Source organism: Burkholderia sp. AU15512 (genome assembly GCF_002223325.1).
Lineage (GTDB): Bacteria > Pseudomonadota > Gammaproteobacteria > Burkholderiales > Burkholderiaceae > Burkholderia.
Genome location: NZ_NKEX01000003.1, coordinates 1,677,574 through 1,696,403, shown reverse-complemented (window position 1 = coordinate 1,696,403; position 18,830 = coordinate 1,677,574). Strand labels below are relative to the sequence as shown.

Annotated in this window: 18 protein-coding genes; 14 read left to right on the top strand and 4 right to left on the bottom strand. The window is 68.1% G+C overall.

The features are described from left to right. Positions 1–2 precede the first annotated feature (2 nt). The 4 genes from thrC (at position 3) to CFB43_RS10445 (ending at position 3,708) form a co-directional block, all read left to right on the top strand. Positions 3–1,454, top strand: coding sequence for a threonine synthase (thrC, locus tag CFB43_RS10460; RefSeq protein ID WP_089495006.1), 1,452 nt, complete (start codon positions 3–5; stop codon positions 1,452–1,454). Between the two features lie 242 nt (positions 1,455–1,696). After that, entirely contained in the window at positions 1,697–2,944 is a 1,248-nt protein-coding gene (locus CFB43_RS10455; protein ID WP_089495005.1) for a molybdopterin molybdotransferase MoeA, read from the top strand. A gap of 19 nt (positions 2,945–2,963) precedes the next feature. Continuing rightward, positions 2,964–3,221 carry a molybdopterin converting factor subunit 1 gene (gene moaD, locus CFB43_RS10450; RefSeq protein ID WP_089425581.1) on the top strand — a complete coding sequence of 86 codons (258 nt, stop codon included), beginning with the start codon at positions 2,964–2,966 and terminating at the stop codon, positions 3,219–3,221. 10 nt (positions 3,222–3,231) lie between these two features. Continuing rightward, a complete protein-coding gene (locus tag CFB43_RS10445; RefSeq protein ID WP_043188206.1) occupies positions 3,232–3,708 on the top strand; it encodes a molybdenum cofactor biosynthesis protein MoaE in 477 nt (158 codons plus the stop codon). Positions 3,709–3,774: 66 nt separating this feature from the next. Here CFB43_RS10445 and CFB43_RS10440 read toward each other — a convergent pair whose 3' ends face one another. Then, the gene (locus CFB43_RS10440) at positions 3,775–4,335 is read right to left on the bottom strand and encodes a group III truncated hemoglobin (RefSeq protein ID WP_089495004.1); all 561 of its coding nucleotides are present in this window, start codon (positions 4,333–4,335) and stop codon (positions 3,775–3,777) included. Between the two features lie 249 nt (positions 4,336–4,584). On the opposite strand from CFB43_RS10440, the gene CFB43_RS10435 reads away from it, so the two are divergent. Both CFB43_RS10435 and clpB read left to right on the top strand, forming a co-directional pair. After that, complete coding sequence (locus CFB43_RS10435; RefSeq protein WP_089495003.1) at positions 4,585–5,100, top strand: Rrf2 family transcriptional regulator; 516 nt, start codon at positions 4,585–4,587, stop codon at positions 5,098–5,100. Between the two features lie 157 nt (positions 5,101–5,257). Then, complete coding sequence (clpB, locus tag CFB43_RS10430; RefSeq protein WP_089425578.1) at positions 5,258–7,855, top strand: ATP-dependent chaperone ClpB; 2,598 nt, start codon at positions 5,258–5,260, stop codon at positions 7,853–7,855. A 103-nt stretch (positions 7,856–7,958) separates the two neighbouring features. Here clpB and CFB43_RS10425 read toward each other — a convergent pair whose 3' ends face one another. Together CFB43_RS10425 and CFB43_RS10420 are read right to left on the bottom strand one after the other, a co-directional pair. After that, positions 7,959–8,396 carry a YidB family protein gene (locus CFB43_RS10425; RefSeq protein WP_069248127.1) on the bottom strand — a complete coding sequence of 146 codons (438 nt, stop codon included), beginning with the start codon at positions 8,394–8,396 and terminating at the stop codon, positions 7,959–7,961. 88 nt (positions 8,397–8,484) lie between these two features. After that, positions 8,485–9,096: a ComEA family DNA-binding protein gene (locus tag CFB43_RS10420; protein ID WP_089495002.1), complete on the bottom strand. Its 612-nt coding sequence runs from the start codon at positions 9,094–9,096 to the stop codon at positions 8,485–8,487. A gap of 275 nt (positions 9,097–9,371) precedes the next feature. On the opposite strand from CFB43_RS10420, the gene CFB43_RS10415 reads away from it, so the two are divergent. Both CFB43_RS10415 and CFB43_RS10410 read left to right on the top strand, forming a co-directional pair. Beyond that, entirely contained in the window at positions 9,372–9,839 is a 468-nt protein-coding gene (locus tag CFB43_RS10415; protein WP_089495001.1) for a MerR family transcriptional regulator, read from the top strand. Next, positions 9,823–10,257 (top strand): carboxymuconolactone decarboxylase family protein, encoded by a 435-nt coding sequence (locus CFB43_RS10410; RefSeq protein ID WP_089495000.1) that lies wholly within the window; start codon positions 9,823–9,825, stop codon positions 10,255–10,257. The genes CFB43_RS10415 and CFB43_RS10410 overlap by 17 nt, the downstream gene beginning before the upstream one ends. 19 nt (positions 10,258–10,276) lie before the next feature. On the opposite strand, the gene CFB43_RS10405 is transcribed toward CFB43_RS10410, so the two are convergent. Then, positions 10,277–12,193: a sigma-54-dependent Fis family transcriptional regulator gene (locus CFB43_RS10405; RefSeq protein ID WP_089494999.1), complete on the bottom strand. Its 1,917-nt coding sequence runs from the start codon at positions 12,191–12,193 to the stop codon at positions 10,277–10,279. 529 nt (positions 12,194–12,722) lie between these two features. Here CFB43_RS10405 and CFB43_RS10400 point away from each other — a divergent pair. The 6 genes from CFB43_RS10400 to lipA all read left to right on the top strand — a co-directional run bounded on the left by CFB43_RS10400 (position 12,723) and on the right by lipA (position 18,824). Further along, positions 12,723–13,781: an ATP-NAD kinase family protein gene (locus tag CFB43_RS10400; protein WP_089494998.1), complete on the top strand. Its 1,059-nt coding sequence runs from the start codon at positions 12,723–12,725 to the stop codon at positions 13,779–13,781. 58 nt (positions 13,782–13,839) lie between these two features. Then, positions 13,840–14,616, top strand: a complete 777-nt coding sequence (locus tag CFB43_RS10395; protein WP_089494997.1) for an SDR family NAD(P)-dependent oxidoreductase — start codon at positions 13,840–13,842, stop codon at positions 14,614–14,616. Positions 14,617–14,693: 77 nt separating this feature from the next. Next, positions 14,694–15,677 (top strand): thiamine pyrophosphate-dependent dehydrogenase E1 component subunit alpha, encoded by a 984-nt coding sequence (locus CFB43_RS10390; RefSeq protein WP_089440245.1) that lies wholly within the window; start codon positions 14,694–14,696, stop codon positions 15,675–15,677. Between the two features lie 54 nt (positions 15,678–15,731). Further along, entirely contained in the window at positions 15,732–16,736 is a 1,005-nt protein-coding gene (locus CFB43_RS10385) for an alpha-ketoacid dehydrogenase subunit beta (RefSeq protein ID WP_089440244.1), read from the top strand. 4 nt (positions 16,737–16,740) lie between these two features. Next, the gene (locus tag CFB43_RS10380; RefSeq protein WP_089494996.1) at positions 16,741–17,856 is read left to right on the top strand and encodes an acetoin dehydrogenase dihydrolipoyllysine-residue acetyltransferase subunit; all 1,116 of its coding nucleotides are present in this window, start codon (positions 16,741–16,743) and stop codon (positions 17,854–17,856) included. 2 nt (positions 17,857–17,858) lie between these two features. Continuing rightward, positions 17,859–18,824 (top strand): lipoyl synthase, encoded by a 966-nt coding sequence (gene lipA / locus CFB43_RS10375; protein WP_089494995.1) that lies wholly within the window; start codon positions 17,859–17,861, stop codon positions 18,822–18,824. Positions 18,825–18,830 lie beyond the last annotated feature (6 nt).

Below are 18,830 nucleotides of genomic sequence, written 5' to 3'. Positions count from 1 at the left end.
ACATGAACTACATCTCCACGCGCGGCGCCGGCATCGGCGAGCGCCACACGTTCTCCGACATCCTGCTCGGCGGTCTCGCGAAGGACGGCGGGCTCTACCTGCCGGCCGAGTATCCGACGGTATCCGCCGACGAGCTCGCACGCTGGCGCACGCTGTCGTACGCGGATCTCGCGTTCGAGATCCTGTCGAAGTTCTGCGACGACGTGCCGGCCGACGACCTGCGCGCGATCACGCGCCGCACATACACGGCCGACGTGTACCGCAACACGCGCCATGGCGAGAACGCGTCCGACATCACGCCGCTGAAGACGCTCGGTACCGAGAACGGCGCGCCGCTCTCGCTGCTCGAACTGTCGAACGGCCCGACGCTCGCGTTCAAGGACATGGCGATGCAGTTGCTCGGCAACCTGTTCGAGTACACGCTCGCGAAGCACGGGCAGTCGCTGAACATTCTCGGCGCGACGTCCGGCGACACGGGCAGCGCGGCAGAATACGCGATGCGCGGCAAGGCCGGCGTGCGCGTGTTCATGCTGTCGCCGCACAAGAAGATGAGCGCGTTCCAGACGGCCCAGATGTTCAGCCTGCAGGATCCGAACATCTTCAACCTCGCGGTCGAAGGTGTGTTCGACGATTGCCAGGACATCGTGAAGGCCGTGTCGAACGATCACGCGTTCAAGGCGCAGCAGAAGATCGGCACGGTCAACTCGATCAACTGGGCACGCGTCGTCGCGCAGGTCGTGTACTACTTCAAGGGTTACTTCGCGGCCACCCGGTCGAATGACGAACGCGTGTCGTTCACGGTGCCGTCGGGCAACTTCGGCAATGTCTGCGCCGGCCACATCGCGCGGATGATGGGGTTGCCGATCGCGAAGCTCGTGGTCGCGACCAACGAGAACGACGTGCTCGACGAGTTCTTCCGCACGGGCGCGTATCGCGTGCGCAGCGCCGAGAACACCTATCACACGAGCAGCCCGAGCATGGACATCTCGAAGGCGTCGAACTTCGAGCGCTTCGTGTTCGACCTGCTCGGCCGCGATCCGGCGCGCGTGATGCAGCTGTTCCGCGACGTCGAGGAGAAGGGCGGCTTCGATCTCGCGGCGAGCGGCGATTTCTCGCGCGTCGCCGAGTTCGGTTTCGTGTCGGGCCGCAGCAGCCACGCGGACCGCATCGCAACGATCCGCGACGTGTTCTCGCGCTACGACACGATGATCGATACGCACACCGCCGACGGCGTGAAAGTCGCGCGCGAGCATCTCGACGCGGGCGTGCCGATGGTCGTGCTCGAGACGGCGCAGCCGATCAAGTTCGGCGAGACGATTCGCGAAGCACTCGATCGCGAAGCCGAGCGGCCGGCCGCATTCGACGGTCTCGAGGCGCTGCCGCAGCGTTTCGAGGTCGTGAAGGCCGACGCGCAGCAGGTGAAGGACTTCATCGCCGCCCATACGGGCGCATGACGCACGGCCGGGCCTGCGGGCCCGGTTGCGCAGGACGGCCGGAACGCCGATTCGTCGAACGGATCGGGGTTCCGGCCGTTTCGTTTGGCGGTGCCGCGCGGCGACAGACGCGCTACACCGAAACAAGTGTCAGACCGGCGTGCTCGCGCGAATCACAGTTTCCGCATGTCGGCCATATCGCGCGCCCGCGCGACGGCGTCGCTACAATGACGTATTGAATCCAACGATCCCCGATTCCATCGATGTCGAACCCGAATCCCGCGGCGCCGCGCGCGCCGATGCTGTCGACCGCCGAGGCGCTCGCTGCGCTGCTCGATGCCGCGAAGCCGTTGCCCGGTGCCGAAACCGTCGCCACGCTCGACGCGCTCGGCCGCGTGCTGACGGCCGACGTGAGCTCGCCGCTCGACGTGCCGCCGATGCATACGAGCGCGATGGACGGCTATGCGGTGCGCGTCGCCGACCTGCTGCATGGCGAGCGGCGCTTGCCGGTGTCGCAGCGTATTCCGGCCGGTCATCCGGCCGCGCCGCTCGCTATCGGCACGGCCGCGCGGATCTTCACCGGCGCGACGGTGCCGCCCGGCGCCGACGCCGTCGTGATGCAGGAGCAGACGTCGGCCGACGGCGATGCGGTCGAGATCCTGCACACGCCGAAGGCCGGCGAATGGATCACCGCGCAGGGCGCAGATATCCGGCAGGGCTCGGTGATCCTGCCCGCCGGCACGCGGCTCACGCCGCAGGCGCTCGGCCTGGCCGCATCGGTCGGCTGCGCGCAGTTGCCGGTTGCGCGCCGGATTCGCGTCGCGGTGTTCTTCACCGGCGACGAACTGACGATGCCGGGCGAGCCGCTGAAGCCGGGCGCGATCTACAACTCGAACCGGTTCACGCTGCGCGGGCTGCTGGAGCGGCTCGGCTGCCACGTGACCGACTACGGGATCGTGCCCGATTCGCTCGCCGCGACGCGCGACACGCTGCGCGAGGCTGCACGCGATCACGACGTGATCCTGACGAGCGGCGGCGTGTCGGTCGGCGACGAGGATCACGTGAAGCCGGCCGTCGAGGCCGAAGGGCGGCTCGCGCTGTGGCAGATCGCGATGAAGCCCGGCAAGCCGCTTGCGTACGGTGCGGTGCGCCGCGGCGACGATCGCCCTGACGCGCACTTCATCGGACTGCCCGGCAACCCGGTGTCGAGCTTCGTCACGTTCCTGCTGTTCGTGCGGCCGTTCCTGCTGCGCCTGTCGGGCGTGCGCGATGTCGCGCCGCGCGCGCTGTCGCTGCGCGCCGACTTTTCGCAAAACAAGGGCGACCGGCGCAACGAATTCCTGCGTGCGCGCGTCAACGCGGCCGGCGGCCTCGACCTGTTCCCGAACCAGAGCTCGGCGGTGCTGACGTCGACGGTGTGGGGCGATGGCCTGATCGACAATCCGCCGCAGCACGCGATCAGCGCCGGCGAGACCGTGCGTTTCATTCCGTTTTCCGAACTGCTGTCGTAACGCGACGGCTTCCCGAACCATGAAGATTCAACTGAAATTTTTTGCAAGCGTGCGCGAGGCACTGGGCGTGGCCGACGAGCAGGCCGACGTGCCGGACAGCGTCACGACGGTGGGCGACGTGCGCGCGTGGCTGCGCGTGCGCGGCGGGGCGTGGGCCGAGACGCTCTCGGAAGGGCGCGCACTGCGCATGGCGTGCAATCACGAAATGACCGATCCCGATACGCGGCTGACTGAAGGCTGCGAAGTCGCGTTCTTTCCGCCGGTGACGGGCGGTTGAGGCGAGGGCGATGGCAACGGTACGAATCCAGACCGACGACTTCGACCTGAACGCCGAGGTCGCGGCATTGCGTGCGCGTAACCCGAAGATCGGCGCGGTCGCGTGCTTCGTCGGCACGGTGCGCGACCTGAACGAAGGCGATTCGGTGGCCGCGATGGAACTCGAGCACTATCCGGGGATGACCGAGAAGGCGCTCGAGAAGATTGCCGCCGAGGCCGGCCGGCGCTGGCCGGGCATCGACGTCGCGATCGTGCATCGTGTCGGCCGGCTCCTGCCGCTCGACCAGATCGTGATGGTCGCAACGGTGGCGTCGCACCGCGGCGATGCGTTTGCGTCGTGCGAGTTCGTGATGGACTACCTGAAGACCGAAGCGCCGTTCTGGAAGAAGGAAACGACGCCTGATGGCGAGCGCTGGGTCGATGCGCGCAGCACCGACGATGCCGCGCTCGCGCGCTGGGGCATCGAATCGGGGAATACGCGGCGCTGAGCGTAGCGCCAGGGTAATGCGGCGCGATGCCGCATGCGCGCAAGCCTCGCGCGCACCGGCTGCCCGTTACGCGTCCGGATCGCTGCTGCGCCCGATGATCTTCGTCGGAAACGGCTCACCGCGGGCACGCGACGGCAACGCCTGCGGATCGTCGCCTGCATCGCGACGGCGTGGCGCGATCGCGTCGAGCAGCGCCTGCTGCTCGGGCGGAATCGGGTAGTCCCAGCCGAACCGGCTCAACTGGAGGCTCTGCGCGATCCGCAGCGCCGGCTCCATGAAGCGGATTGCCGCGGGCGGCGCGTAGCGCGCCTCGACGGTATTCAGGAACAGCGACAGCCAGCGGCTGAAATGGGCGGGCTCGATTCCGTCGAGCGGCTGGTGCGCCTGCTGCACGTTGCCGCGATAGCCCTTGGTGCCGAGCACGAGGCTCGACCAGAACGTGACCATCTTCGGCAGGTGGTCGTCCCAGCGGCCGGCCAGCTTTGCGTCGAACACGGGTCCGAGCAGCGGATCGGCGCGCACGCGGTCGTAGAACGCGTAGACGAGATCGCGGATGTTCGCTTCGGTCGGCTCGGTGTCGCGAGGGCGGGCCGGGGCGGTATCGGGCGAGGCGGGCAGGACGGTCATGGCAAAAGGGCCGGCAGAAATAGGCAACGACAGGGGCGGCGCGGGCATCGAGTAGGACGCCGGCCGAATTTTGACGCAAAATAGCGTCCAACACCCCTGAAAAACGTGTAAGTGTCACGCATCTTATTGCGCGCGCGTCATCCCGGCAACTCGGGGCCGCGGTGCAGGGCCGCCAACCGGCCTCGTGCGCATCCCGGTCGGCCCGGCTCACGTAATCGGGGGTACGATCGATTTTTTCCGTATTCGCCCATGAGACTCACCGACTACACCGACTATTCGCTGCGCGTGATGCTGTACCTTGCCGTGCGCGGCGAGGGGCTCGCTACGATCCAGGAGATCTCGGACGCCTACGGCATCTCGAAGAACCATCTGATGAAAGTCGTGCAGCAGCTCGGCGAGCTGGGGTGGGTCGACACCGTCCGCGGTCGCAATGGCGGGCTGCGGCTGTTCCCCGAATCGTTGCAACTGACCGTCGGCGAGGTCGTGCGTGCGACCGAGAGCGATTTCGCGCTGGTCGGCTGCTTCTCGGCCGATGGCGAATCGCGCGGCTGCGTGATCGAGCCGCATTGCCGGTTGAAGGGCGTACTGGCGGCCGCGCGCGATGCGTTTTTCGCCGAACTCGACCGTCACACGCTCGGCGCACTGATCGAGCCCGCTTCGCCGCTCGCCGCGTTGCTCGGCATCCGCCCGGTCGTGCGCCTGCATGCCGAGCCTTTGCCGGAAGACGCACCGGCGTCCGTCGAGCCGCCGTCGACGGCGCGCTGACACGCGCTCGCCGCGCATCTCGATCCGGCCGTGGCCCGTCCCGGGGCCGCTTCAAGGATATCCATCGATTTTTGCGCTGAATCAACCCGAATTTCGCTTGAAAGCCGCATAACCATCCTCATCTTGGTGGTAATCGAAAATTGGAGGTCTCGACTAAATGAGAATCGACAAGCTCACCACCAAGTTCCAGGAAGCACTCGCGGACGCGCAAAGCCTCGCGGCAGGGCGCGACAATCAATACATCGAACCCGTTCACGTTCTCGCGGCGCTGGTCGCGCAGCAGGACGGTTCCGCCCGCTCGCTGATGTCGCGCGCGGGCGTTCACATTCAGGCGCTGCAAGGCGCGCTGAACGAGGCCATTTCGCGCCTGCCGCAAGTGACGGGCACGGGCGGCGACATCCAGATCGGCCGTGAACTGGCCGGGCTGCTGAACCAGGCCGACAAGGAAGCGCAGAAGCTCAACGACACGTTCATCGCGAGCGAGATGTTCCTGCTCGCCGTGTCCGACGACAAGGGCGACGCCGGCAAGCTCGCCCGCCAGCACGGCCTCACGCGCAAGGCGCTCGAAGCCGCGATCGCCGCGGTGCGCGGCGGCTCGCAGGTGCACAGCCAGGACGCGGAAAGCCAGCGCGAGGCGCTGAAGAAGTACACGGTCGACCTGACCGAGCGCGCCCGTGCGGGCAAGCTCGATCCGGTGATCGGCCGCGACGACGAAATCCGCCGTTCGATCCAGATCCTGCAGCGCCGCACCAAGAACAACCCGGTGCTGATCGGCGAGCCGGGCGTCGGCAAGACGGCGATCGTCGAAGGGCTCGCGCAGCGGATCGTCAACGGCGAAGTGCCCGAGACGCTGAAGGGCAAGCGCGTGCTGTCGCTCGACATGGCCGCACTGCTCGCCGGCGCGAAGTATCGCGGTGAATTCGAGGAGCGCCTGAAGGCGGTGCTCAACGACATCGCGAAGGACGAAGGCCAGACGATCGTCTTCATCGACGAAATCCACACGATGGTCGGCGCGGGCAAGGCCGAAGGCGCGATGGATGCGGGCAACATGCTGAAGCCGGCGCTGTCGCGCGGCGAGCTGCACTGCATCGGCGCGACCACGCTCGACGAATACCGCAAGTACATCGAGAAGGATGCCGCGCTCGAGCGCCGCTTCCAGAAGGTGCTCGTCGACGAGCCGAGCGTCGAGGCGACGATCGCGATCCTGCGCGGGCTGCAGGAGAAGTACGAACTGCACCACGGTGTGGACATCACCGACCCGGCGATCGTTGCCGCGGCCGAGCTGTCGCATCGCTACATCACCGACCGCTTCCTGCCGGACAAGGCCATCGACCTGATCGACGAAGCCGCTTCGAAGATCAAGATGGAAATCGATTCGAAGCCCGAAGAGATGGACAAGCTCGATCGTCGCCTGATCCAGCTGAAGATCGAGCGCGAAGCCGTGAAGAAGGAGCAGGACGAAGCGTCGCAGAAGCGCCTGCAGCTGATCGAGGAAGAGATCGAGCGTCTCGGCCGCGAATATGCGGACCTCGAGGAAATCTGGACCGCCGAGAAGGCCGCGGTGCAGGGCAGCGCGCAGCTGAAGGAAGAGATCGAGAAGGTGCGTGCGGACATCGCGCGGCTGCAACGTGACGGCAAGCTGGAGAAGGTTGCCGAGCTGCAGTACGGCAAGCTGCCGCAGCTCGAGGCGCAACTGAAGCAGGTCACGCAGGCCGAAGAGCAGGAGCAGCACAACCCGACGCGTCCGCGCCTGTTGCGCACGCAGGTCGGCGCCGAGGAAATCGCGGAAGTCGTGTCGCGTTCGACCGGGATCCCGGTGTCGCGGATGATGCAGGGCGAACGCGAGAAGCTGCTGCACATCGAGGAAAAGCTGCACGAGCGCGTGGTCGGCCAGGACGAGGCGATCAGCGCGGTGGCCGACGCGATCCGTCGTTCACGCGCCGGTCTCGCCGATCCGAACCGTCCGTACGGCTCGTTCCTGTTCCTCGGCCCGACGGGTGTCGGCAAGACCGAGCTGTGCAAGGCGCTGGCGTCGTTCCTGTTCGACTCGGAAGAGCACCTGATCCGCATCGACATGAGCGAGTTCATGGAGAAGCACAGCGTCGCGCGGCTGATCGGCGCGCCGCCGGGCTATGTCGGCTACGAGGAAGGCGGCTACCTGACGGAAGCCGTGCGCCGCAAGCCGTACAGCGTGATCCTGCTCGACGAGATCGAGAAGGCGCATCCGGACGTGTTCAACGTGCTGCTGCAGGTGCTCGACGACGGCCGCATGACGGACGGGCAGGGGCGCACGGTCGACTTCAAGAACACGGTGATCGTGATGACGTCGAACCTCGGCTCGCAGGTCATCCAGGCGATGACGGGTGCGCCGCAGGAAGAGATCAAGGACGCCGTGTGGCTCGAGGTGAAGCAGCATTTCCGCCCCGAGTTCCTGAACCGGATCGACGACGTCGTCGTGTTCCATGCGCTCGACCGCAGCAACATCGAGTCGATCGCGAAGATCCAGCTCGCACGCCTGCATGACCGGCTCGCGAAGCTCGACATGGCGCTCGACGTGTCGCCGGCGGCGCTCGAACAGATCGCGAAGGTCGGCTACGATCCGGTGTTCGGTGCGCGGCCGCTGAAGCGCGCGATCCAGCAGGAGATCGAGAACCCGGTCGCGAAGCTGATCCTCGCGGGCCGCTTCGGTCCGAAGGACGTGATTCCGGTCGACGTCAACGACGGCCAGTTCGTGTTCGACCGCGTCGTGCACTGATCGCAGGCCTTCGGCCGCCGCCCGGTTCGCGCCGGGCGCGCAAAAACAAACACCCCGCCTCGGCGGGGTGTTTGCTTATGGCGCGTCGCAACGACGCAGCGCGTCAGCCCTGCTTGTTGCCGCCGAACATGCCGGCGATCTGCGACAGCGAGCCGAGCACGTTCGACGGGTCGACCTGTGCCTGGCCGTCGGCCGGCACTGCACCGTCCGGCGTCGCGTGGTTGACGACGTGCGGCAGCACTTGCGCGAGGACGGTCGACGCCATCGACGGATCGACACCGAACTTGCTCGCGAGCGCACCGATCGCGTCCGAGCCGAGCACGTTCTGCAGTGTGTCCGGCGAGATCGGCTGGTTCTGGCCGGTGCCGACCCACGAGCCGATGATGTCGCCGGCGCCGCCGGCCTTGAACTTCTCGATCAGGCCATTCAGGCCGCCCGGCTGGTTGTTGATGAATTCGAGCGCGGTCGTGATCAGCGCGCTTTGCGAGTTGCCGCCGGCCTGGCCGCCGAGCAGACCGCCAACGATGTCGAGGAGACCCATGGTTCTTCACCTTTACCGATAAGGGCGCCACGCCGTGGGCGCCCGTTGAACGAATGCCGCGCGCACGCCGTCGCGCGCGCGGCGCACATCAGGCGCCCGACGCCGCGGCGGCGGAGGCTGCCTTGTCCTTCTTGCCTTTCTTCTTCGAACCCTTCGTCGCTTTTGTCGACGACGCTGCGGCCGGTGCGCTCGCACCCGCATCGGCGGATGCCGCCGCTGCTGCGGCCGCTTTTTCCTTCTTCGTCAGGCGCTTTGTCTTGGCCGGCTTCGCCGCCGTATCCGGCGCGCTTGCGGCCGGTGCCGGTGCGGTGGCCGTCGTGCCGGCCGTCGCGGTCGTGGACGTCGACGCCGTGCCTGCCGACGTCGTGGCCGACGTGGTGGTCGATGTCGTCGCGGCCGGCTTCGACAGCTTCACGCCCTTCGGCGGCGTCGACGCACCGCCGATCGTCAGGCCGTTTTCCTCGAGATGCCCGACCGACTTCGTGCCGAGGCCCTTGACGCGATTCGCGAGATCGTCCGCGTCCTTGAACGGGCCGTTCTTGGTGCGTTCGTCGATGATCGCCTTCGACTTCACGGGTCCGAGACCCTTCACGGATTCGAGCGCGGCCTGGTCAGCCGTATTGACTTCGACGGCCGCGGCAAGGCCTGCGGCGAGCGACAGCGATAGCGCGACGAACAGCATCAGCAGCTTTTTCAGCATGGCAAAGGCTCCCTGGTTCTGACGGATGAATGGCTGTTGCAACGGACGGCGGCGTGACGCCCGGCCGGGCGTCGCCGTTAAGCATAGGACAAATGCGTGCCCTTTTTAAGACAGGCTGACCGAATCTTGCTGAAGGCTTGCGGCGCTGTAAAGACCGAAACCTGCGCCGGGCGGCGGTTTTGACCATTCTTTACGGTGTCGCCGATGGACGTTGCACTGGCTGTTCGACAGGGCTTGACTTAGAGTGAACTCCAACTCTTAACCTTGTTCCTGCCATGTCGCAAACCGTAACCCGACTTTCCTCTGCCCCCGCCGGCCCGCTGACGATCGGCCAGGTCGCCGAAATGACCGGCCTGTCGACGCATACGCTGCGGTACTACGAGCAGGCCGGCCTGCTGCGCGCGATTTCGCGCACGGCGGCCGGGCACCGGCTCTATGCACCGGCCGACCTTGACTGGCTGGCCTTCGTGATGCGCCTGAAGGCGACCGGCATGCCGATCGCGCAAATGCAGGCGTTCGCGGCGCTGCGCGCGCAAGGCGAGTCGACCTTCGGGGCGCGGCGCAGCCTGCTCGTCGCACATTACGAGGCAGTGCGCGCGCATATCGCGGAGCTGCAGGCGAGCCTCGATGTGATCAGCGACAAGATCGTGAACTATGAGGCACAGGAGCGGGAGATGGCACGACGGGCAAGACTTTCTCACTCTCTATCGGAACAGGACGGACACAATGGAACGACTCGTTGAAGACCGCTACACGCGTGGCTGGAACAAACTGAAGGAAATCGACGGCGAAGTGGGCGAGCGCGTAATCGCGGCGCTCGCGCCGATCGCGCCGGACTTCGGGCGGCTCCTGGTCGAATTCAGCTTCGGCGACATCTACAGCCGGCCGCAACTCGACCTGAAAGCGCGCGAGATCGCGACGATCGCGGCGCTGGCCGCGCTCGGCAACGCGCAACCGCAGCTGAAGGTGCATATCGAGGCCGCGCTGAACGTCGGCTGCACGCGCGACGAGATCGTCGAGGTGTTCATGCAGATGGCCGTGTACGCGGGGATGCCGGCCGCGCTCAACGCGCTGTTCGCCGCGCATGAAGTGTTCACGCGGCGCGATGAGGCGGCCGGCAACGCGGCAGGCGCGAACGAAGCGGCCGGGCAGCCCGCATGACGAAGCGCGCGCCGGCGCGTCACGCGCGGTGCGGCGCGACGATCCGGTGCTTCGCGATGCGTCGGTACAGCGTCGCGCGCGAGATGCCGAGCGCCTGCGCGGCCGCGTCGGGCCGCCAGCGATGCGCGGTGAGCGCCGCGACGATGCGGCCGCGTTCGTCGTCGGGCAGCGTGCCGGGTACGACGCCGCCGAGTTGCGCGGCGATCTCGGCCGGCAGATCTCGCCGCGTCACGCGCGCGGCGTCGCACACCGCGCACGCATAGCGCAGCACGTTGCGCAATTGCCGCGCGTTGCCGGGCCACGGATACGCGGCGAGCTGTTCGGCGAGCGTCGCATCGAGCGTCAGCACGTGGCCGGTGGCCTGCGCTTCCTCGGCGAATACGGCGGCGATCACGTCGCGCACGTCGGCACGCTCGCGCAGCGGCGGCAGTTCGAACGTCGCGCCGCTCAGCCGGTAGTACAGGTCCTCGCGGAACGTGCCGTCGGCCACCATGCGTGCGAGATCGCGGTGCGTCGCGCAGATCACGTCGAGATCGACGCGGACGGGCGTATCGCTGCCGAGCGGCACGACTTCGCCGTCGGCGAGCACGCGCAACAGGCGCGTCTGCAGCGCGAGCGGCATGTCGCCGATTTCATCGAGGAACAGCGTGCCGCCGTCGGCGAGCGCGATCTTGCCGCGTGCGCCATGCTTGCGTGCGCCGGTGAACGCGCCGGCTGCATAGCCGAACAGTTCGCTCTCGATCAGCGCTTCCGGCAGCGCGCCGCAGTTGACCGCGACGAACGGCCGCGCACGCCGCGCGCCGGCATCGTGGATCGCGCGCGCGAATACTTCCTTCCCCGCTCCGGTTTCGCCGAGCACGAGAATCGGCAGCCGCTTGCTTGCGACACGCAGCGCGAGTTCGGCCTGCTGCGCGATATGCGCGTCGCTGCTGTGCAGAAACGGCGTCAGTGCGCCGACGTGGCGTTGCGCGCTTCCCGGGCGGCGCGAGGCCGTGCCGGGCTCGCGGCCGGTGCGCCGTAGCGGCGCACGCAGCCGCGCATAGAGCGGCGCGCCGGTCGCGCGCAGCCGCAGCGCGACGATCGCATCGAGCCGCGCGGCATCGCGCAGCGGCATCTCGGTCGCGTCGAAGATCTCGTCGATATGGCGCGGCTCGCGCAGCGCCGGCAGTGCGTCGCGCGCCTGCCGGTTGGCGGCGACGATGTTGCCGCATTCGTCGAACGCGATCAGCCACTCGGGTTGCGCTTCGACGTAGTGACGATTCGGATGCCCAAACAGGATCCAGTGCTGCGTGGTGCTGTGCACGAAGTAGCCGTCCTCGATCAGCGCCGCGCTCTGCCGCACGAGCTGATAGACGAGACGCTGGCTGTCGCGGCCGTCGGGCGAATGAACGGCCGACGCGTCGAGCACGCCGATCAGCTCGCCGCCCGGCGAGAAGATCGGCGCCGCGCTGCAGGTGAGCGTCGTGAACGCCGCGCGAAAGTGATCGGTCTTGTGCACGGTGATCGGCGCGAGATCGGTCAGCACGTTCGCGACGCCGCAGGTGCCTTCCTCGCTTTCCGACCAGCACGAGCCGATGTGCAGCCCCGCGTGGCGGAAGTCATTGCGGCGCTCGCGGTCGATCCGGTAGTCGATCGTCACGCCGTGCGCGTCGGTCAGCATCACGCAGTAGTCGGCGACGCGAATCATGTCGTGCAGCCGCGTCAGGCACTGGCCCGACGCGCGCAGGAAGGCCTCCTCCTTGTCGCGTACTTCACGGAGCTCGGCCGCGGTCAGCACGCGCGGGCCGATCGACGAAGCGGGGTCGAGGCTGTAACGCTCCAGCGACCGCTGCCACGACGACACGAGGCGCGTGGAGTCGGCCGGCGCGGGCAGGCGTCCGGCGAGCGCGCCGAGCACGCGGTCGGCGTGCTGGGCCTGGGGGACGGCGTAGGGCATGGTCGGCTCCGGTTCCGTACGGCGGGGATGCGATGTTCTTGTAGCACATCCCGTTCGACGGATCACATTGCATCGCAGCACGCGGCGAGCCTGAGACGTTCGTCTCACGGTATCGCGGGCTGTCTCGTGTCGTTGAGACGCGTTGGTGTGCGACAGACGGAGATCGTCCGGCATGACGCGGCCTGCGCGGCGCCGCGACATGGCGGGGTTTGCGGGCAGGGCGGTGCGCTTGCACCGGCGTCGCGGTGACCGTTTCGTCGTATCGACGCCGTGAGACGAGCGGGCCGAATGGCCGCGCGCTCCGTCCTTCCAGCAGCGATTCCGGATCACGGGCATCCCAGCCGCGTCAGCATTCACAAGGGTTTCACGTTCATCGCACGTAGGGTGGCACGCCGCTTGCAGAGATCACGGGCAAGTCGGCGCGGTCGCGTCGACGACGATCCGCCGCCCGGCGATGGCAGCGGACGAGACAGGCAGAGCCGCGGCACGCCCACGCGCCGCGGCCGGCCAACTGGATGGAGACGAACCCGTGACGACGCTCGTTACCGTCGGCGTGATCGCGAACCCCGCATCGGGGCGCGACATCCGCCGCCTCACGACGCATGCCTCCGTGTTTCCGACGGCGGAGAAGGTGAACATGATCGTGCGCCTGCTGGCCGGCCTCGGCGCGATGGGCGTCGAACGCGTGCTGACGCTGCGCGACCGGACCGGCATCGCGACGCTGCTGCTGCGTGCGATCGACACGCACCGTGCGGTCGCGCCGCACGAGCGCTGGCCCGAGGTCGAATTCGTCGACCTGCCGATCACCGACACCGTCGCCGATACCCAGGCCGGCGCCGCGTACCTGCACCGGATGGAAGTCGCGCTGATCGTCGTGCTCGGCGGCGACGGCACCCATCGTGCGGTTGCCGCACATTGCGGCGCGACGCCGCTCGTCGCGCTGTCCACCGGCACCAACAACGCATTTCCCGAACATCGCGAAGCCACCGTCGCCGGCGTCGCGGCAGGACTCGCCGCGACTGGCGCCGTGCCGGCCGAAGTCGCGTTCACGCGCAACAAGCGGCTCGTCGTGCGCTGCGTGGCGGGCGCGCAGCCGGGGCGCGAGGAGATCGCACTCGTCGACGTGTGCGCCGCGCGGCAGCGCTTCATCGGCGCCCGCGCGATCTCGGGGTCCGACGACATCGATTCGCTGTACCTGACGTTTGCGGAACCGGACGGGATCGGCCTGTCCGCGCTCGGCGGCGCGTGGGCGCCGCTCGAGCGCAGCGCGCCGCACGGGCTCGCGATGCGCTTCGCGGCCGAAGGCAAGACCGCCGGCACGCCGCTCGTCGCGCCGATTGCACCGGGCCGCGTGGATCGCGTCGTGATGCGCAGCTGCGAGCGGCTCGAGCCGGGTGCATGGCAGACGATTCCGTTCGAGCACGGCACGCTCGCGTTCGACGGCGAGCGCGAGATCGAGGTCGCGCGCGGCGATCGCTACGAGATCTCGCTCGACTGGCGCGGGCCGTTGACGGTCGACGTCGGGCGCACGCTGCGCTACGCGTCGTCACGCCAGCTGCTGCGCGATGCCGGCGAGTGGCGCTATTGAGCAATGTTTTACCGAGTGACATTTCGACATCCATAACGATCATCAAGGAGACATCGCCATGACAGCCCCACTCGAAGGACAGGTCGCCATCGTCACGGGCGGCGCGCGCGGCATCGGCCGCGGCATTGCGCTGACGCTTGCCGGCGCGGGTGCCGACATCCTGCCGGCCGACCTGCTCGACGACGCACTCGACGCCACCGCGCGCGAAGTACGCGCGCTCGGCCGCCGGGCGGCCGTTGCGAAGGTCGACGTCACGCAGGCCGCGCAGGTCGACGCGATGGTTGCGCAGGCGCTCGCCGACCTCGGCCGGCTCGACATCCTCGTGAACTGCGCGGGCGTGATCAGCATTCATCCGGTCGGCGAACTGACCGAGCGCGACTGGGATTTCGTGATGGACGTGAACGCGAAGGGCACGTTCCTCGGCTGCCGGGCGGCGCTCGCGCCGCTGAAGGCGCAGGGCCGCGGCCGGATCATCAACGTCGCGTCGATCGCCGGCAAGGAGGGCTTTCCGAATCTCGCGCATTACAGCGCATCGAAATTCGCGGTCGTCGGCTTCACGAACGCGCTCGCGAAGGAGGTCGCGCGCGACGGCGTGACCGTCAACGCGATCTGCCCCGGCATCGTGCGGACGTACATGTGGGACCGGCTGTCCGACGAATGGAAGACCGACGGTGAATCGGTCGAGGAATCGTGGCAGCGGCACCAGTTGACGCTGATTCCGCAGGGCCGCGCGCAGACGCCGGAGGACATGGGCCGGCTCGCGCTGTTCTTCGCGACGATGGACAACGTGACCGGCCAGGCCGTGAACGTCGACGGCGGCTTCACGTTCCACTGACGGCCGCCGGCCGTGCAATCCGTCGCCGCGGCCCGGCCGCGGCGGCATTCGCAGTCAGACCTACTCAGGAGACACACATGACCGCTTCGACACAGCTCAGCAGGGACAAACTGCTGGACGCCTACCGGCTGATGCGCACGATCCGCGAATTCGAGGAGCGCCTGCACGTCGAATTCGCGACCGGCGAGATCCCCGGCTTCGTTCACCTGTATGCGGGCGAGGAGGCGTCCGCGGTCGGCACGATACTGCACCTCGGCCTCGACGATTACGTCGCGACCACGCACCGCGGCCACGGCCATTGCATCGCGAAGGGCGTCGACGTACACGGGATGATGGCCGAGATCTACGGCAAGAAGACGGGCGTCTGCCACGGCAAGGGCGGTTCGATGCACATCGCCGACCTGTCGATGGGGATGCTCGGCGCGAACGGGATCGTCGGCGCGGGCGGCCCGCTCGTCTGCGGCGCCGCGCTCGCGGCGAAGCACAGGAAGACCGGCGGCGTCGGCGTGTGCTTCTTCGGCGACGGCGCATCGAACCAGGGCGTGATCTTCGAATCGATGAACCTCGCGTCGGTGTGGCGGCTGCCCGCAATCTTCGTGGCCGAGAACAACGGCTATGCGGAAGCGACGTCGTCGAGCTGGTCGGTCGCGACCGACAACATCGCCGATCGCGCGAACGGGTTCGGGATGCCGGGCGTGATCGTCGACGGCTTCGACTTCTTCGCGGTACATGAAGCGCTCGGCGAAGCCGTCGAGCGCGCGCGCAACGGCGGCGGCCCGACGCTCGTCGAGGTGAAATTCACACGCTATTTCGGCCACTTCGAAGGCGATGCGCAAACCTATCGCGCACCCGGCGAGGTGCAGAAGCTGCGTGACGAGAAGGACTGCCTGAAGCATTTCGAAACGCGCGTCGTGCGGGCCGAAGCGCTGACGACCGCCGACCTGCGCGCGGTCGATGCGCAGGTGAAGGCGCTGATCGACGATGCGGTCGCGCAGGCCAAGGCCGCGCCGGTACCCGACGCCGCCGACCTGCTGACCGACGTCTACGTGTCGTACCCGTGAGCGCGGCCTGATACCACGGCCGACACGGCGAACCGAACATTCCAGGAGACAGACATGGCAAGGAAAATCACTTATTCGCAGGCGATCAACGAGGCGCTCGCGCAGGAAATGGCGCGCGACGACAGCGTGATCGTGATGGGCGAGGACAATGCGGGCGGCGCGGGCGCGCCGGGCGAGGACGACGCGTGGGGCGGCGTGCTCGGCGTGACGAAGGGGCTGTTCCACAAGTTTCCGGGCCGCGTGCTCGATACGCCGCTGTCGGAGGGCGGCTACATCGGCGCGGCGGTCGGCGCCGCCGCGTGCGGGATGCGGCCCGTCGCGGAGCTGATGTTCATCGATTTCATGGGCGTGTGCTTCGACCAGATCTTCAACCAGGCCGCCAAGTTCCGCTACATGTTCGGCGGCAAGGCCGTGACGCCGGTCGTGATCCGCGCGATGTACGGTGCCGGCTTGCGCGCAGCCGCGCAGCATTCGCAGATGCTGACGTCGCTGTTCACGCACATTCCGGGGCTGAAGGTCGTGTGCCCGTCGACGCCGTACGACGCGAAGGGGCTGCTGATCCAGGCGATCCGCGACAACGATCCCGTGATCTTCCTCGAACACAAGCTGCTCTATACCCGTGAAGGCGACGTGCCGGAGGAGTCCTATGCGATTCCGTTCGGCGAAGCGAACGTGATGCGCGACGGCGACGACGCGACGATCGTCACGTACGGCCGGATGGTGCATCTCGCGATGGACGCGGCCGCGAAACTCGCGAAGGACGGGATCCAGGTCGACGTGATCGACCTGCGCACGACGTCGCCGCTCGACGAGGACACGATCCTCGAAAGCGCGGAGCGCACCGGGCGCGTGGTGGTCGTCGACGAAGCGAATCCGCGCTGCTCGATCGCGACCGATATTGCCGCACTCGTCGCGCAGCGTGCGTTCCATGCGCTGAAGGCGCCGATCGAGCTCGTGACCGCGCCGCATACGCCCGCGCCGTTCGCGAGCGTGCTGGAAGACCTGTATATCCCGTCCGCCGATGCGATTGCGCAGGCGGTCCTGAAAACGAGGAGCTGACACGATGTCGATTCACATGATCACGATGCCCAAGTGGGGGCTGTCGATGGAGCAGGGGCAGGTCAACGGCTGGCTGAAGGCGCTCGGCGAACGCGTGACGAAGGGCGACGAAGTGCTCGACGTCGAGACCGACAAGATCTCGTCGGGCGTCGAATGCGCGTTCGACGGCACGCTGCGCCGGCAGGTCGCGCAGGAAGGCGAGACGCTGCCGGTCGGCGCGCTGCTCGGCGTCGTCGCGGCCGCCGACGCGAGCGATGCCGACATCGACGCGGCGATCGCCGAATTCCAGCGCGATTTCGTGCCGAGCGCGGCGTCCGACGAAGTCGCGGGCCCGCAGCCCGAGAAGGCGCAGATCGGCGGCCGGACGGTGCGTTTCCTGAAGCTCGGCGAAGGCAGCGGCACACCCGCCGTGCTGATCCACGGCTTCGGCGGCGATCTCAACAACTGGCTGTTCAATCACGCGGATCTCGCCGCGCACCGGCCGGTGTGGGCGCTCGACCTGCCCGGTCACGGCGAGTCGGGCAAGGCGGTCGAGACGGGCAGCCTCGATGAACTGGCCGACGCGGTGCTCGCGCTGCTCGATGCGAAGGGCATCGACCAGGCCCACCTGATCGGCCATTCGATGGGCGGCGCGGTGGCGATGGCGGCGGCCGAGCGCGCGCCGCAACGGGTCGCGTCGCTGACGCTGATCGCGAGCGCGGGGCTCGGCACCGACATCAACCGCGCTTACATCGACGGCTTCGTCGCCGGCAACAGCCGCAATACGTTGAAGCCGCACCTTGGCGCGCTGTTCGCGGACAACGCGCTGGTCACACGGCAGCTCGTCGAGGATCTCGTCAAGTACAAGCGGCTCGAAGGCGTGCAGGCCGCGCTGGAGAAGATCGCGCATGCCGCGTTCGACGGCGCCGCGCAGCGGCGCGTGTTCCGCGACCGGCTCGCGACACTTGCGCCGCGCACGCTCGTGATCTGGGGCGAGCACGACCAGGTGATCCCGGCTCAGCACGCGCAGGGCTTGCCTGACGGCGTGCGTGCCGAGGTGATCGCCGGCAGCGGGCACATGGTGCAGATGGAGGCGGCCGCCGACGTGAACCGCCTGATCGTCGCGTTTCTCGGAGACTGACGATGGCCGCCGCGCTCGAACGACCCAGCCTCACGGCGCTCGGCCAGCCGGGCGCGAGAAGCCGTGACAAGCTCGCGCGCATTCCGGTGCGCGTCGAGCCCGCGGCCGGTGCGGCGTTGCCGAAGCCACCGTGGCTGCGCGCGCGGCCGATGATGAGCGCGGCGGTCGCCGACATGGCGGCCGTGCTGCGCGACCATCGGCTGCATTCCGTCTGCGAGGAGGCGATGTGCCCGAACATCGGCGAATGCTTCGCGCAGCGCACGGCGACCTTCATGATCATGGGCGGCCTGTGCACGCGGCGCTGCCCGTTCTGCGACGTCGCGCACGGCCGTCCCGAACCGCTCGACGCCGACGAGCCCGCGCGGCTGGCCGATGCGGCCGCGGCGCTCGGGCTGCGCTACGTCGTGATCACGTCGGTCGATCGTGACGACCTGCGCGACGGCGGCGCCGCGCATTTCGCCGCATGCATCGCGGCGGTGCGCGCGAGCGTGCCGGGCATCGGCGTCGAAGTGCTCACACCGGACTTCCGCGGCCGCGTGGCCCGCGCGCTCGATGCGCTGTCGACGGCCTGGCCCGACGTGTTCAACCACAACATCGAGACGGTGCCGTCGCTGTATCGCGCGGCGCGGCCGGGCGCCAACTATCGCGGCTCGCTCGAACTGCTCGCGCGGGCGAAGCGGGCACGGCCGGAGTTGGTGACGAAATCGGGGTTGATGCTCGGCCTTGGCGAGTGCGACGACGAAGTGCGCGACACGCTGCGCGACCTGCGTGCGCATGACGTCGACGTGCTGACGCTCGGCCAGTATCTCGCGCCGTCCGCGCACCATCTGCCCGTGCGGCGCTACGTGAGCCCCGACGCATTTGCCGCGTGGCGCGACGAGGCGCTGTTGCTCGGTTTCAGGGAAGTCGTCGCCGGCCCGCTGGTGCGGTCGTCGTATCACGCGGCCGACGTGCTGGAGGAGACGTAGCGGGCG